At 58.0% G+C, this 13,785-nt stretch carries 9 protein-coding genes; 3 read left to right on the top strand and 6 right to left on the bottom strand.

Annotated features, from left to right (window positions below; genetic code table 11):
* The first annotated feature begins 12 nt into the window (after positions 1–12).
* The gene (locus IP85_RS00490; RefSeq protein WP_197277970.1) at positions 13–1,554 is read left to right on the top strand and encodes an asparagine synthase-related protein; all 1,542 of its coding nucleotides are present in this window, start codon (positions 13–15) and stop codon (positions 1,552–1,554) included.
* Positions 1,551–2,159, top strand: coding sequence for a LysE family translocator (locus IP85_RS00485; RefSeq protein ID WP_197277969.1), 609 nt, complete (start codon positions 1,551–1,553; stop codon positions 2,157–2,159). Before IP85_RS00490 ends, IP85_RS00485 begins: the two co-directional genes overlap by 4 nt.
* Positions 2,160–2,431: 272 nt before the next feature.
* Here IP85_RS00485 and IP85_RS00480 read toward each other — a convergent pair whose 3' ends face one another.
* The gene (locus IP85_RS00480) at positions 2,432–3,394 is read right to left on the bottom strand and encodes a GNAT family N-acetyltransferase (RefSeq protein ID WP_082347528.1); all 963 of its coding nucleotides are present in this window, start codon (positions 3,392–3,394) and stop codon (positions 2,432–2,434) included.
* Positions 3,395–3,582: 188 nt separating this feature from the next.
* Between IP85_RS00480 and IP85_RS00475 the strand changes: the two genes are divergently transcribed.
* Positions 3,583–3,915 carry an NHLP leader peptide family natural product precursor gene (locus tag IP85_RS00475; RefSeq protein WP_082347527.1) on the top strand — a complete coding sequence of 111 codons (333 nt, stop codon included), beginning with the start codon at positions 3,583–3,585 and terminating at the stop codon, positions 3,913–3,915.
* 191 nt (positions 3,916–4,106) lie between these two features.
* On the opposite strand, the gene IP85_RS00470 is transcribed toward IP85_RS00475, so the two are convergent.
* The 5 genes from IP85_RS00470 to IP85_RS00445 form a co-directional block, all read right to left on the bottom strand.
* A complete protein-coding gene (locus IP85_RS00470) occupies positions 4,107–5,930 on the bottom strand; it encodes an ATP-binding cassette domain-containing protein (RefSeq protein WP_054147700.1) in 1,824 nt (607 codons plus the stop codon).
* Complete coding sequence (locus IP85_RS00465; RefSeq protein WP_054147699.1) at positions 5,930–7,888, bottom strand: cysteine peptidase family C39 domain-containing protein; 1,959 nt, start codon at positions 7,886–7,888, stop codon at positions 5,930–5,932. Before IP85_RS00465 ends, IP85_RS00470 begins: the two co-directional genes overlap by 1 nt.
* A gap of 344 nt (positions 7,889–8,232) precedes the next feature.
* Positions 8,233–8,766 carry a cyclic nucleotide-binding domain-containing protein gene (locus IP85_RS00455; protein WP_054147697.1) on the bottom strand — a complete coding sequence of 178 codons (534 nt, stop codon included), beginning with the start codon at positions 8,764–8,766 and terminating at the stop codon, positions 8,233–8,235.
* Positions 8,767–8,774: 8 nt separating this feature from the next.
* Positions 8,775–11,636 (bottom strand): NHLP bacteriocin export ABC transporter permease/ATPase subunit, encoded by a 2,862-nt coding sequence (locus tag IP85_RS00450; RefSeq protein WP_054147696.1) that lies wholly within the window; start codon positions 11,634–11,636, stop codon positions 8,775–8,777.
* On the bottom strand, positions 11,629–13,785 hold the full coding sequence (locus tag IP85_RS00445) for an NHLP family bacteriocin export ABC transporter peptidase/permease/ATPase subunit (RefSeq protein WP_054147695.1): 2,157 nt from the start codon (positions 13,783–13,785) through the stop codon (positions 11,629–11,631). Before IP85_RS00445 ends, IP85_RS00450 begins: the two co-directional genes overlap by 8 nt.

Below are 13,785 nucleotides of genomic sequence, written 5' to 3'. Positions count from 1 at the left end.
GGGATATCAATCATGTGTGGAATCGCCGCTGTATTTTCATCTTCAAACAATCCAATCAATCCTAGGGGTCTTGAGGCTACCTTGCTGCATATGCTTGGCGCGATCCGACACCGTGGGGATGCTTACAATTTCGCCGAACGACTAGTCTCCGGCAGTGCCGCATTGGGTACAAATCGTCTAGCCATCATCGATAGGGATCAGGCGAAGCAGCCGATTGTCGATCCGGCCACGGGCAGGGTGATCGTCATGAATGGCGAAATCTACAATCATCGCGAACTCCAGATCGAGTTGCGGGGACTGGGTTGTGCCTTTCAGACATCAAGCGATACCGAAGTGGTGCTACAGGCTTTCACAGCTTGGGGACCAGCCTCCCTGAACAGACTCGACGGAATCTTCGCCTTTATCATCTATGATCCGGAGACCGGTGACTGCTTCGCCGCCCGCGATCATATCGGCATCAAGCCACTCTACTACAGCGAGGGCGATGAGCTCGTCTGCTTCGCCTCCGAGCGGAAGTGCTTTCTGGGCTTGGGTATGACCACGCAAGAATTGTTGCCAGGCAGCTATTGGCAGAACAGGAATGTTGAGCGTTATGTGACCTTCGAAGCGAGCCCGGACTTCGGGATGAAGCACGACGCTGCCATCGAAGATTGCAAACAGAGGTTGGAAGACGCCGTTCGCAAGCAGGTGGCGACCGACCTCCCGGTTGCAGTCATTTTCTCAGGCGGCCTCGACAGCACGATCGTCCTGCATCTGGCAACCAAGTTTCACGGCGATGTAACGGCGTTCTCCATAGGCACGAACGATTCCGCCGACCTTGCCTTCGCCCGGCGGTTTTGCGCAGAGAAAGACATTCCGCATGTAGTCACGGAATTTCACCACGCGCAGATCAACAGAAACATCCGCAATTCGATATTCAACGGCGAGTTTTTCGAACCGGTCGACATTTCCGACATGCTGACCATGGCGGCAGTCTATGCCGCCGTCCGTGCCAATGGTTTCAAGGTGGCTCTCTCAGGCGACGGCAGCGACGAGATCTTCGCAGGGTATGATCTCTTCAAAACCGCGATGGACCCATATGGCCTATCGACCTACCGCTTGAACAATCTCTACCGCACCGATCTTCAACGGACGGATCGAAGCAGCATGGCGAATTCTATCGAGTGCCGGGTGCCGTTCCTCGACCGCGCAGTGATCGAACTCGCGATGTCTTTGCCATTCGACATGAAGGTGCGCAACGGCGTCGAAAAACATGTCCTTCGCGAAGCCTTCAGATCGGACATCCCCTCCTACATGATCGACCGCCCGAAAATCCGGATGCCGGAAGGGATCGGCATCCATGACCAGATCTTCAATGCACTGGCTGACATCCAGACCAGCGACGTCGTTTTGCCAGACATCAATATCGACGGACCGCAGGTGCGGAATGCACTAATGCTCTTCCTCGAGTTCGGTTATACTGCCCCTGCCGAGCGTTATAAGAAGCTCGGAACCGATTACTTCAAAGGCGGATATTTTAAATTCGATGAGTTAACGGAGAAAAGGAGCGCATGATGGATCTACAAACAGTCCTGACGTTTAGCCTGGCGTTCTTCGTGTTTGCGGCGAGCCCCGGTCCTGATAATCTGACGATCTTGTCGAAGACCGTGTCCAGCGGCCCCGCCCATGGTGTCGCCTATGGTGTCGGCGTCGTTTGCAGCATCTTTCTCTTCGTCATCCTTGCGGCCATCGGCTTCAACGCCATCGCCCAATACATGAACGAAAATCTGCGCTTCATCCAATATGTCGGTGCTATCTACCTGATTTACACGGGCATCATGATGTGGCGCTCGAAGCCAGAGATCAAACCTCGCGTGATGCGAGGTGGCCTGATCCGCCTGTTCCTCACGGGCTTCCTCCTCAACATCTCCAACCCCAAGATGCCGATCTTCTATTTGGCTTTACTGCCGGGGGTGCTCGGAATCCGTCCCCTCACCGTGTCCGATACCGTGGAACTGCTGCTTATCATTGCCCTGATAGAGGTGATCGTAGTCGGAGGGCATGTGCTCCTCGGCTACAAAGCAAAGACGGCCCTGTCTGATCCGAAAAAGATCGGCGTGCTCAATCGCGGAGCTGGAGCCCTGATGGTCGGGGCGGGCGTGCTGGTCGCCAGCCGCTGAGGCAAGGTCGCGCTGCAATTCAGTCCGAGCATAGACCGTAGAGCATTGGGGCACACGCATTCGCGGCTGGTGAGCCGGCGAACGCCGTTCCGCTGGATAAAGGCAACCTCAGCCAATCACTGAGGCGGCCTATCAGAATGTCAACGCCGAGGTATCGCCAGAGGTCAGCGCCTTCAGAATACCCTTCTGGGTATGGTCGCCGCCTGGATTGCAAATGCGCGGGCTGGTCGGTTATCGCCTGCGAAACAGGGCCAACGCGGTGGCTCTCGCAGCTATTCAATCAGCAGTGTCGGTTCAATGCCGAGATTTTTCTGTGAGATCAGCAGGCGATCGGACCAAAGTGCGAGCGTGGAGAAGTGCTTCTCGAACAATCTCCATGCGCGGCCTTGTCTGGGTGAGGCTTCGAGTACGGCAAGTGCCGACGCGCCGTTGCCCGTCTGAATGCGCATCGAGCCTTCAAGATATGCGCCAACCAAGGTCCCGCGATCCTGTTCGGGCGGCGTTACCCAGCCAATGGGAAAATACCAGCGGTCCAATTTCTCCTGACGCTCACATATGACCCAACCGGCTAGTCCCCCTGCCCCATCAAAGATAGCCAGTGAAAATTCTGCGGAAAGGGCGTCCTTCCATGGGCGCGGGTCAGACCACGCGGGTGCCTCACCTGCGTCGACCATCGCCGCAGCTTGCTCGAGAACGCCGTCACCGGCTTCTTCCCAACTCAGATAGCGGACACCTTGGCGCTGCAGCCGCTTGAGCAGCAAATCCCAGGCCCTTGAGGTGGCAAACGTATCACCGACACGGCCACAGATGCGAATGCGGTCTGGTACAGGTTCAGCCCATGATTGTTTGCGCAACAAGCAGGACATCGCGTCGGCGCCAGGCAATATCGACGAATAGCTGGTGGTCACGGATGAGATTCCAAGAGCTGAAAGCTCGCCCTCAGCCGCCTGCATGAGGTCAGTCGCCAAGCCGCGACGTCGCCATTCCGGAGCGACAAACAGCGATAGAAGGGTGTGGGTTTTCGGTGTGTCTTCAGAAGGAGTTCTGGCAGACAACCACAATCCCACGGGGACGCTTCCCGCGCATGCGGCCAGAGCCAGGCGATTGTCGCACTGCGCTGCCTCAAGAAACGGCCGATAGCTTTTCCAGGTGAGACCGGCACAGTCTTCCAGAAATTCTTTCTCACGTATGCTTTCAATTTGAATGAAATGTATGGAGTCATTCAGTCGTTCCAAAGCAAAGCCCCTGCGATATCAGCGTGGAAATTATCTACAGTGTGGTGCGACCGCCTTCAAAACCCTAAGTTATTTCTGCCCAGCTTTGGACGGTATCCAACATCAGGATGATTATTGACCTTACCGATTAAGACTCGATACTTGGAAAGTCTGAATATTCAGATGTCTATAAAGATGCTGGTGATAATATGTTAAATGCGCAAACTGATGTGATGTCCGACCTGCGACTTCACATTGAAAAGGCCGTGGTTGAAAAGGCGAACAACGACACTGCCTTCCGTGAACGTCTCAAACAGGACCCCCATGCGGCGTTGGCCGAAGTTCTGGAGCGGGAAAACCCACTCACGAACCTGAAGATCAACGTGATCGAGGAAAAGCCAGGCGAAGCCACGATCGTCTTGCGGGCCCCATTCAAGCTTGATGAATTGCCCGATGAACTGCTGGACCTTGCATCCGGCGGCACATCTTTCAGCGCCTTTATTCTCTACGGTCCTCCTTACCCGGAGAGGAAGCCGAAGTAAGGACCTGCCTCAGGGTCGCCCGGCTATTCCCTGTTGGGCGACCTAACCCCTAGAGCCTCGACCAAACCCCACGCGCCAGCTGGTCGGAAGAACGGCATCGCCTCTTTGAGCCGCTGTTGTCCTAAAACTCGCAGTGGAAGAACCAGGCTTGTTGACCCGGTGAAGTGTTGCGGCCTTGAGGCCTGGTTTGTTTAGATTGGGGTCACCGTCACACATCTGTCAGCGATTGCCACCACGCTTTTACGGTGTGTTGCGATCAGTACACCGATCCCGGCTGTGCGCAGCTCTTGGAGAAGTCTGGTCTGGAACTCTTCGTCGAGACCAGTTGTCGCTTCGTCCAGGATCAGCAGTGATGGCTGCCGCAAGAGAACCCTTGCAATCAGCAAGCGCTCCCGCAAACCCGCCGGGACCATCCCTTGTGCAACAAGTGTCTGAATGCCCATGGGCAAAGCCTCGATCTCCTTCAGGAGGCCAAGCCTGTCGGAACTTCGAAGCGCTGTCTCAAGTGAAAGGCCGCTCATCCCCTGCAGGAAGGACTTGAGGGTGTCGACGGCCATATGCTCATCCTGGAGAACAACACCAAGCTGTCTTCGCCAGATTTTCTGCTCTTGTGCGCAAACGCATTTCCCGTTGATCCTCACCTCACCCGTGGTCGGCGGCAAGATGCCGAGGGCGAGCCTCAGTAAGGTCGATTTACCTGCACCGGACGGTCCTGTGATGGCAACAATCTCGCCCCGCCGGATGCTGAGATCTTGCGGCTTGAACAGGGGGCGCGACGCGCCAGGATACTGGAAGGTGACCCCAATCAGTTCGATGGATTCGAGTGCTTCGTGCTCCTCAGCCAGATCGCGTGTGAACCGGCTCTTGAACGCGTCATCATGTGACGATCCCCCGCTCGCAGTCATGGCGGCTGCTGCGCGACCGACTTCCACAAGTCCCAGCGCAACCATAAAGCTGGCCACAGTGACCAAGGCGGTGAGGGGCGTGTCCAGTGTCGAGATGATCGATACCGCGCCTGGAAGTACGAAAAACAGTGCTTCACACGCAAGGATAACCTGCTGCAGTGTCCTCCTTCGACTGGCAAGTCTTCTCTGACGTCTCAGAGCAGCCTCCAGACGCGTCAGGGCAAAACTCTCCGCGCCCAACGGCCGCAAACCCAAGCTGCCTTGCGCCGCGAGATCCAGCCGCTGTTCCATCTCGCCCAAACTCTGCCCTTCCGCATTTTCGATCAGTCCCACCAAACGGCGAGAAGCGATTGCGCCAGCCAGCAGGGGTGCCCAGGTGAGAGCGTAGTAGAGACCAAGTTGCGGAACCGAAATGCTCAAGGCCACAAGACCCGGCAACAGACTGGCAAGCCCCATCGGAAGGGCCATTCTTCCGCGCAAGGTCTTGACCCGGTTCTTCAACAATGCACGCATCGCCCGAGCGTAGTCGTGAGGCGTGCGACTCTGAAGGATCGTCACTCCTCCGTCGAGTATTTCGGCCCAAAGGTCGTCATGATGACGCCATCCGAGCAAGATGGACGCCCGCGACAAGGCAATTGAATGGGCAACGCGCGCCACAATCCATGCAAGGCCCGCCAGCGACAAGATCAATGCCGCGCGCATTCCAGGCGGATGACCCGAAATTACGAGGAGAACCAAGGCCTGTGCCGCCAGCATGACGAGAAGTGCGACAGCAAGGCTTGCGTGGATCGAGCGCCCCTGCGGCTTTGCCAGAGCAAGCATGTCTGTATTCAAGGCTGCGCAATCGACCCTGGACAGCCGTTGCCGGCTGCCATCGATGCTGACACGAGATGGTGATCCGCAGCCAGTGGCATCGATCACGACGAATTGCTCTGTCGATGCCTGCCAGGCGACCAGGATCCCAAGATCCTGCCTTCTCCAGTTCCGGTCTTGCATCAGGACGCGCCGAAGCGAAAGCCCCCGCTTTTGCGCTGCAACCAGAAGCTCTGCTTCCTGCCTATGGTGAAGGCCCTGCGCCAAGATTGCCAGACAACGCGCGACATCGACCATCAACAACGGCCCAGATCGATGGTCGCGTCCGGCCGGCGTGATTGCGTGCCACGCTCACCAATCAGAACCAGTATATGTCGTTCCCGCAGCCGCTTGACGATACGTCCAGCAAGCGGTGCATCCAGGGCATCGAGGGCTCCATCCAGAACGATGACCGAAGGTTGGCGCAACAGCGCGCGGGCAAGCGCCAGGCGACGGAGCTGGCCGCCGCTCAACAGCCGCCTGTCCGCAGAAAGCTCCAGATACAGCCCTCCACGCTGGCAAAGCTCCTGATTGAGCTCGACCAGATCCAGCACCTCGTCCAAGGCCTCGCGGTCGAAGCAGCGATCACCGAGACAGAGGTTCTCCGCCAGGCTGCCGGAGATCGTGAGAACCTGCTCGTCGACAAGCAGCACCTGCGGCGATCCCTGATGACAGAGCGTTTCGGTCGCCATTCCACCAAAGGTAATGGCGCCATTCGGGCTTGGTTCGAGGCCTGCAATCTGGCGAGCCAGTCGTGTCTTTCCGCTTCCAGACGGTCCAGTGATCTGCAGCAGATTACCCTTGGTCAAAAACAGGTTCGTATCATCAAGATGAATGGCGAGGCCTGCGGGCGATCCCGGGTGCGACTGCAATCCTGTTAGATCAGCGTCTGTGTTACGCAGGTCGTGCAAACGCGAGAGCAGTCCCATCACTTCTGAAATAACCGGAAAACTGCGTCGTGCCGTTCGCAGGCAGAGGCCAATCACGACACAAACTGTGCCAAGTGCTGCGGCAGTTCCCCAATCTTGACTGACTAGCCCGTCGGTCATGATGATCGCCAGAGCGAGGACAATCGGCAGAGACACCAAGACATCGAGTTTCGCCCGCCAGCCCAGGCTGACCTGTGCTTGCGAATGCATCTGAGCGTGCTCTGCTGCCAGATAAGAGGTGAGCTCGCTGTCGCGCCCTGCAAACTGTCGGCTCTCAAGATCTGCAAGGATATGCGTATCGGGCAGGATAAGAAGCTGCGCCTCACGCATAGTTCTCATCCGGGTCTCGCCGCGACGAAGGCATGCTGCAAGAACAATACAAGAGGCGATTGCCGTCAACGATGTGATGACCAGTCCATTGGGCAGCTGGATGAACGGCGCAACCAGAACGACCGGGATCAAGAGCAGCGACCGTAGAAGCGAAACGGCAATGGGTAGCAACAAAGACCAGCGCTCACCGAGGATCAAAATATCCGCGAGCTGGTTTGCCGTCTTTGTAGAAAACCATTGGGGCGGCATACTCTTGAAACGCAGCCATGTGAGGTCTCGTGCCCGATTGGAAAGGCGCTCTGCAAAGCTCTCGGTGCTCCAGTGCAGCAATAAATGCAAGATGGCCGCCAGGATCCACGCGAGAAGCGCAACGCTTGGTTTCTGATGTCCGTCCAGAGCCTTGGCCATGCTCACGAGCCCGAACGCGACTGCTGATGTTTGCAGCAGGCAAAGCAGGAGAATGATGGTTGCCGCAACCCGATTGTCGCTCAGCTGCAGCCAGAATTCACGCCTTGCTGGATGGACCGGCGGCGGCGGCGCAAAGCGTGGGATGAATGTCAGGGCGATTCCGGTGAAGTCCCTGGCAAATTCTTCAATCGTCAGACGCTGTGGCCCGCTTGCAGGATCGTTGATCGTGACATGCTGGTCTGAAACATGCTCGACGACGACGAAATGTATGAAGCGGTAGTGGGCGATGAATGGCAGGGGAAGCGTCGCCAGTTGATCGATCTCACGCCGACAAGCCTTGGTCTCGAAATCATAGCGTCGGGCAAGTTCGAGGAGTTGGCGGGCCGTGAGCCCCAGTCGGCTCGAGCCGATCTCATTGCGCAATCTCTCGAGTGAAACATCGACCCCGTGCCAGGCAAAGATGATTGCCAATGCCGTGAGACCGCATTCGGTGAGCGCAGACTGGCGCAGCTGCGGTGTATGCACCGACCGCCTATTGCCCTTGATCAAGCCTTTGAGGCGTCCGAGGAAAGCTGGGGCGTCAATATCCTCTTGCTGCCCTGCTGCAGAGTGATTTAGCTGCCACTTTGATGTCTGGGAGTTCACTGTGTCATGTCTTCAGAGAAAGACGCCGATTTGCCCCTGATCAAGGGGGCTCGACTTTTTCGTTCACAAGCGCTCAGCAGGCTTTCGGCAACCCAGGATCTCGACAGCCCTTTGAGGCTGTCCAGTCTGCCCGGTCCATTGGCCATGCTGAGCGTGATCCTTCTGCTTTTGTCTCTCATCGTCTGGATTGCTTAGACTTCGCTGACGGTCTTTACGGCGGGTCAGCTTCGCTGGCCCCCCCATGGGCTTCAGTTTACCTTGGACAGGATTGACAGCATGTGTTCGAACCTTGAGCCGGCGAGGGAAATCTGATCGAGAATGCTCTCATCGAGCTCATCGTCCATGATTTGGTCGCGGTGCAAGCCTTCCGTGCTGCGCATGCGGCCCATGGTCGAGCGCAGTCGATCGGCCAGAAAAATTGCGATGGCCTTGTAAAAGCGGCCGGCAAATCCGTTATCCCGTCGCAGACGCGCGTCGATCGCGGCCTTCTCAACCGCCAGCACTCTTGCACCACCATGCGCCAGGATTGTTGCGGAGGGCGGCGATGAATCGACAAAGGACATTTCGCCCACCACCTCACCGCGACCCAGGCGGGCAACCTCGCCGACGCCCTTAATCTGCACGCCCACTTCTCCGTCCAAGACGAAGTAGAGATCTTGGGTTGCCACACCCTCGTTGATGAGAACCTCACCTTCCCTACAGGTCCTGATACGCCCCGTTCGGGCGAGCCATTCGGCATCTTCATCGTTCAACTGGCCAAGGATGTAGAGAACCTTGCGCATACCATCTCCTAGAGCAATTGCCGGCGGGCGAGGTCACTGAAGGTGCCGCCCGCGCTAATCAGGTCGTTGTAAGTGCCACTTTCGACGAGGCTGCCACGATCGAGGACGATGATCCGGTCGGCCTCTTTGATGGTGCTCAGACGATGCGCGATGACGATGCGCGTAACCTCGAGACTGGTCAGGCTGCGTGTGACGATCGCCTGGGTCCGGTTGTCCAGGGCGCTGGTTGCTTCATCGAACAGAAGGATCCGCGGTTTTCTGACCAGCGCTCGGGCAATCAGGACCCTCTGCCTTTGCCCACCCGAGATGGTCATGGCGCCGTCGTTCAGGACGGTGTGCATGCCCATCGGCATGCTCTCTATTTCTTCTGCAAGGCCCACCATTCTGGCCGCAGCCCATGCATCGGCAACGCCGAGACCGGAGGATCCGACGATGTTGTCGTAGATCGAGCCCGCGCTTAAGCCCCCATTCTGCAACACGATGCCGATCTGGGACCGGAGCGACGCAAGCTCGATCCCATGCGATGGGATACCATCATAAAAGATCTCGCCAGTATCCGGTGTCTCGAAGCCCAGGATGAGGCGCAGTAAGGTGGATTTGCCACTCCCAGAAGGGCCGGTGACCGCGATGAAGTCGCCCGGCTGTATCTCAAGATCGAGGTTTTTCAGAACGAGGGGGCTATCCATGCCGTAGCGGAAACTGACATTGCGGAACACAAGATTGCCGGTGAGTTGTGGTGATGATCCCCGACTGGTCGAGGCATCATCTGGCACGGCTTTCAGCACGGGGGCTGTGCGTTCTGCCAAGGGGGCCACGCTTGCCAGATGGGTAAACGCCTCGACTGTCGCCTTCAATCCGGTCGTCATCTGCCCGAAGGCGGTCGTGAAACCGATAAAGGCTGCGGCCGTCAAAGGCTCGCGCAGCGCGGCGGAAGCTGTGCTTCCACCTGACGGCAAGAGAGCAAGCAGCGCCGCTTGCTGCTGATCAGACTTCATCAGCCACAAAAGCGTGACATAGATCATCAGCAAGGAAAACCACGGCATCAGTTCCAGAAGTGCTGCATGCACGGACTGGATGGATCTTGACGTGGCAAAAGCCTTTCGGTGCTCAAGGCTCTTCCAGGCCCATTGGGCGAGGGCCAGTTTCTCCGCGTGGGCGGCGCGCAGCTTTGTCATGCCGATCAGCAATTGAAGCACGAAACCTTGGTTCTGGCCCCGGATCGCTGCTTGGCGTCTTTCCTGTGCAAGCTGCCTGAAGGATAGGATTGCCGAGATGACAAGAAAGAGGGCAAGGACAGCGATGCCCGTCAATGCCAGTCGCCAGTCGAGGAACACCAGCACCCCGGCACTTGCGATCACACCCATCGCGCCGAAGAGTCCAGACATGGTCGCGCCGGTGATCATCTGGCGTGCCTCTTGAATGCCCAGCACCCGTTCCGTCAAATCACCTGCGGAATAGGCCCGAAAGAAATTCACTGGAAGCCTCAGAAGGCGCTGGAAAAGCGCAGCCTGTATCGACGAATCCAGACGCGTTTCTATCCGTGCGACGCAAAGGCTGCGCATCAGTTCGAAGGCAGACTGGCCAAAGGCAAGCGCGACCAGTGACGCCAGTATGAATAGTAGATTGCCCCGGTCGCCAGCTGGCACGACATGCTGAAAAAGCATGGTGGCTGCGATCGGCGGGACCATGACCACCAAACTGGCGACCAGCGCCACGGTGATTGTGGCGACAACATCGTAGCGTGTGCCGGAAAAGCCAAACCGCATGGTTTCGAGGAGGCCTATGGGGCGATCCTCAAGCGGCGGATAGATCTGCAGCGCCCCCGTTGAAACCTCTTGCGCAAGCGGTTTGGTTACGCGACGCATACCTTCGTTCGTCACCAGCAGCCAACCGCCGCCTTTGCCCGGAACCAGGCCTGCGGGCGATCCGTCCTTGAGCGTTGCGAGCATCGCAGTGCCGTCATGGTGCCACCAGTCGTGGTCGAGCATCACCTGGCGATAGTAAAGGCCCGCAGATCGCAAAAGCGGCTCGTAAGAGCCCTTGTCGCCCAGGGCCTCGAGATCCCGTCGCAGAGCTTGAGGCACATCCAATCCGCTCGTCTGCATGACGGCAACAAAAACCGAAAGCCGGGCAGATGACATTTGACCGGTTTTCGGCTCCCTCAAGGTCAGCAGATCCGAAAGGCTTTTGCCAAGGCTTCGGTCCATGGCCTGACGGCGGATGTTCAGCCGATCTTCGAGCTGGGCGCCATGTTGAGCCGCCTCGCGATCAAGTTGCGACAGGACCTCGCCACCGATGAAACAGAGGCCTTCTGCCAAAATCGCGTGGTCGGGGCACTCGGTTGATACCTGCAGGGTCGCATCGGAAATGGCGGTCACCGAGGTCGTCGAGGTGATCGGCAGTTCAAGGCCAACTGGCCAGGTTCGATCGCACCAGGTCGCGGTTCCGTCCAAGGGGCGAACGAAGCAGAGTGTCCGATGAGGTGCAGAGACTGTCATGCCCTGAGGCAGATCGAACTCTCCCGTCAAGAGGATGCGATCAGTCCAGCCCTGCGGCGTCTGGCCTAGGACACCGATCATCGCCTGAACCCAAGACATGACGGCTTCCGGCGGTGGCTTTGGGGCGCCTGCCTCGCAGACCGCAAACTCCGAACCAAGAGAACCGATAGCGCACAGACGATGCTGGCCGAAAGAGACGGCTGGAAACAGATATTCACCGACCTCGATACGGAACAGATGCCGTCTGAGACCGTCTCCGCCTATCGCAAAAAGATCGGCGTAACCACGCGTCAACCTGTAGAAGCGGTCGGCCTCGTCAAGAAACAGGGGTCTGTTGGCGCCACCGGCAATGGTCGCTTGACGTTCAGCCATGACCCGCACCCTCAGCAATCAGCGCGGCATATTCTCCTGCAGCCGCCATCAGGGTCTCATGGTCACCGCGTTCGACGATCCGCCCGTCCTTCATGACGATGATCTCGTCACAGTCTCGGATGGTGCTGAGCCGATGGGCGATAATGATGGTCGTGCAGCCGCGTGCCCGCAGGTTGTCGTCAATCCGCTTTTCCGTTGCCGGATCAAGCGCTGAGGTAGCTTCGTCGAGGATGACAATGGATGGCTCGGCGGCCAGAACGCGGGCAATTTCCAGTCTTTGGCGCTGCCCTCCCGAGAAGTTGGTACCCCCTTCATTGACCTGAGACAGGAGCTGGCCCTTACGCATGATGACGTCATCGAGAACGGCGGCATCAGAGAGTGCCCGGATAAGGCGCCGATCTGAAACGCCCGGGTCCCAAAGGCTGAGATTATCCTCGACCGTGCCTTCGAACAGGAAGATCTCCTGGTCGACATAGCCACATATCGCCGCCCGGCGTGCTGGATCCAATTCGTTCAGCCCAATCCCACCGATGGAAATCGTGCCTGACCACGGAGTGAACAGACCTGCCAGGAGGCGACCAACCGTGCTTTTGCCGCTGCCGGACCCGCCAACAAGTGCCACCCGCGCACTCGGTCTTAATGTCAGCGAGAACCCATTGACGAAGGGAGGGTCGAGAGGACTGTAGCCGAAGACCAGGTCTTCGGCCCGCAATTCGAAACTGGCCGGTGTTGCATCTTCAGCCTCAAAGTGCGCGGCAGGCGCCCTCATAAGGTCATCGGCACGATCAATGTCGGCCTTAACCATTTGTATTTGACCGGCAAGCTGCACGAGGCTGGCGATGGGGGTGTAGAAGCTGACCGCCAGGGCCTGAAAGGCAATCAGGGTTCCCAGCGAGATTGCGCCGTCCATGACACGCAGCCCGCCCAAGCCCAAAACTGCTGCGGCTGACAAGGCAGAAAGAAGCCCAGGCACGATCCCAATCAGAGCCTCCACCCTGCCCTGGCTGCTGCGCAGGCTTAAAAGCCGGGCCTGATGCCCCGCCCAGCGCTGGAATGCCTCCCGTTCCGTTGCCGATGCCTTGATGGTCTCGATAGCTCGGATCGCGCCAACCGTCGCCGCAATCAGTTTCCCCGACTGCGCCGCTTGCAGCCGGGCATTACGGGACTGAAGACGGTTTGATACGCTGAGCGTGAGGAAATAGATGCATTGCAAGAGAATGATTGCGACAGCCAGCACCGGGTCAAGCAGCAGCATGACGCCTGCGTAGACGATCATGCTCAAGAGGTTGAAAATGCTTGTTGCGAACTGTCCTGACAGAAGACCGGCCAGCTTTTCATTGGCGTCCAGCCGATTTGCCAGTTCGCCGGGATGACGCTGAGCATAAAAGCTCATCGGAAGGCGCAGCATATGCCAGAGCATTTTCGTCGCTGGAAGAAAGGCAAGGCGGACCTCCAGCCTTGCCAACAGCATCTGTTGCAGCAGGACGAGCGCCGCCTGCGCAAGCGTGATGGTCGCCAGGAGGACAGTGAAGGGGATGATCCAGTCTGTCTGTCGGGTGGTCAATATGTCATCGACAAAGACCCGGGACAGCACCGGTAGAGCGACCCCGGGCAGGACCAGGAGACCGGATGCGATGATGATCTGCGGCAAGAGTGCCCGGGTGCCTGCGAGCCGCTCCGCTAGAGCGGAAAGAACGGATGGCTGCGCTCCTGAGGGTTCGAAGTCGGCGCCTGGTTCACACGCAATGACGACACCGGTAAATGCCTGGCGGAGCTCATCCAGAGGGATCTTGCGCCGACCAGTCGCGGGATCGTTGAGATAGGCGAAACTTGCGTTGAGACCCTCAAGAACCACGAAGTGGTTGAAGTTCCAGTGCAGGATGGCGGGCCATGGAACTTCGTGGAGTTGTTCAGGCTCTTTGCGAAACCCCTTCGCCGTCAGGCCTACTCTGCGAGCAGCCTTCAAGAGGTTGCTTGCTCTCGTGCCATCACGCGAGACACCGGCCATTTCGCGCAGTCGCTCGAGGCCGATATGCATCCCATATGACGCCAGGATCATGGCGAGACAAGCGACCCCACATTCGGTCTGTTCGATCTGCAGAATAGTCGGCACCGGCTTGCGCCGCTTGGCATGAGGTCGTGGTGCCAT

It is taken from the genome of Rhizobium sp. AAP116 (assembly GCF_001295785.1).
Classification (GTDB): domain Bacteria; phylum Pseudomonadota; class Alphaproteobacteria; order Rhizobiales; family Rhizobiaceae; genus Allorhizobium.
This window is presented reverse-complemented; position numbering and strand designations above follow the sequence as displayed.

What these genes read in the sequence shown, in the direction of transcription:
- IP85_RS00470 (WP_054147700.1), bottom strand. Translation starts at nt 5,930, where the DNA reads ATGGTCGATGTCGCGCGTTGTCTGGCAATCTTGGCGCAGGGCCTTCAC.
- IP85_RS00450 (WP_054147696.1), bottom strand. Translation starts at nt 11,636, where the DNA reads ATGGCTGAACGTCAAGCGACCATTGCCGGTGGCGCCAACAGACCCCTG.
- IP85_RS00455 (WP_054147697.1), bottom strand. Translation starts at nt 8,766, where the DNA reads ATGCGCAAGGTTCTCTACATCCTTGGCCAGTTGAACGATGAAGATGCC.
- IP85_RS00485 (WP_197277969.1), top strand. Translation starts at nt 1,551, where the DNA reads ATGATGGATCTACAAACAGTCCTGACGTTTAGCCTGGCGTTCTTCGTG.
- IP85_RS00475 (WP_082347527.1), top strand. Translation starts at nt 3,583, where the DNA reads ATGTTAAATGCGCAAACTGATGTGATGTCCGACCTGCGACTTCACATT.
- IP85_RS00445 (WP_054147695.1), bottom strand. Translation starts at nt 13,785, where the DNA reads ATGGCACCACGACCTCATGCCAAGCGGCGCAAGCCGGTGCCGACTATT.
- IP85_RS00490 (WP_197277970.1), top strand. Translation starts at nt 13, where the DNA reads ATGTGTGGAATCGCCGCTGTATTTTCATCTTCAAACAATCCAATCAAT.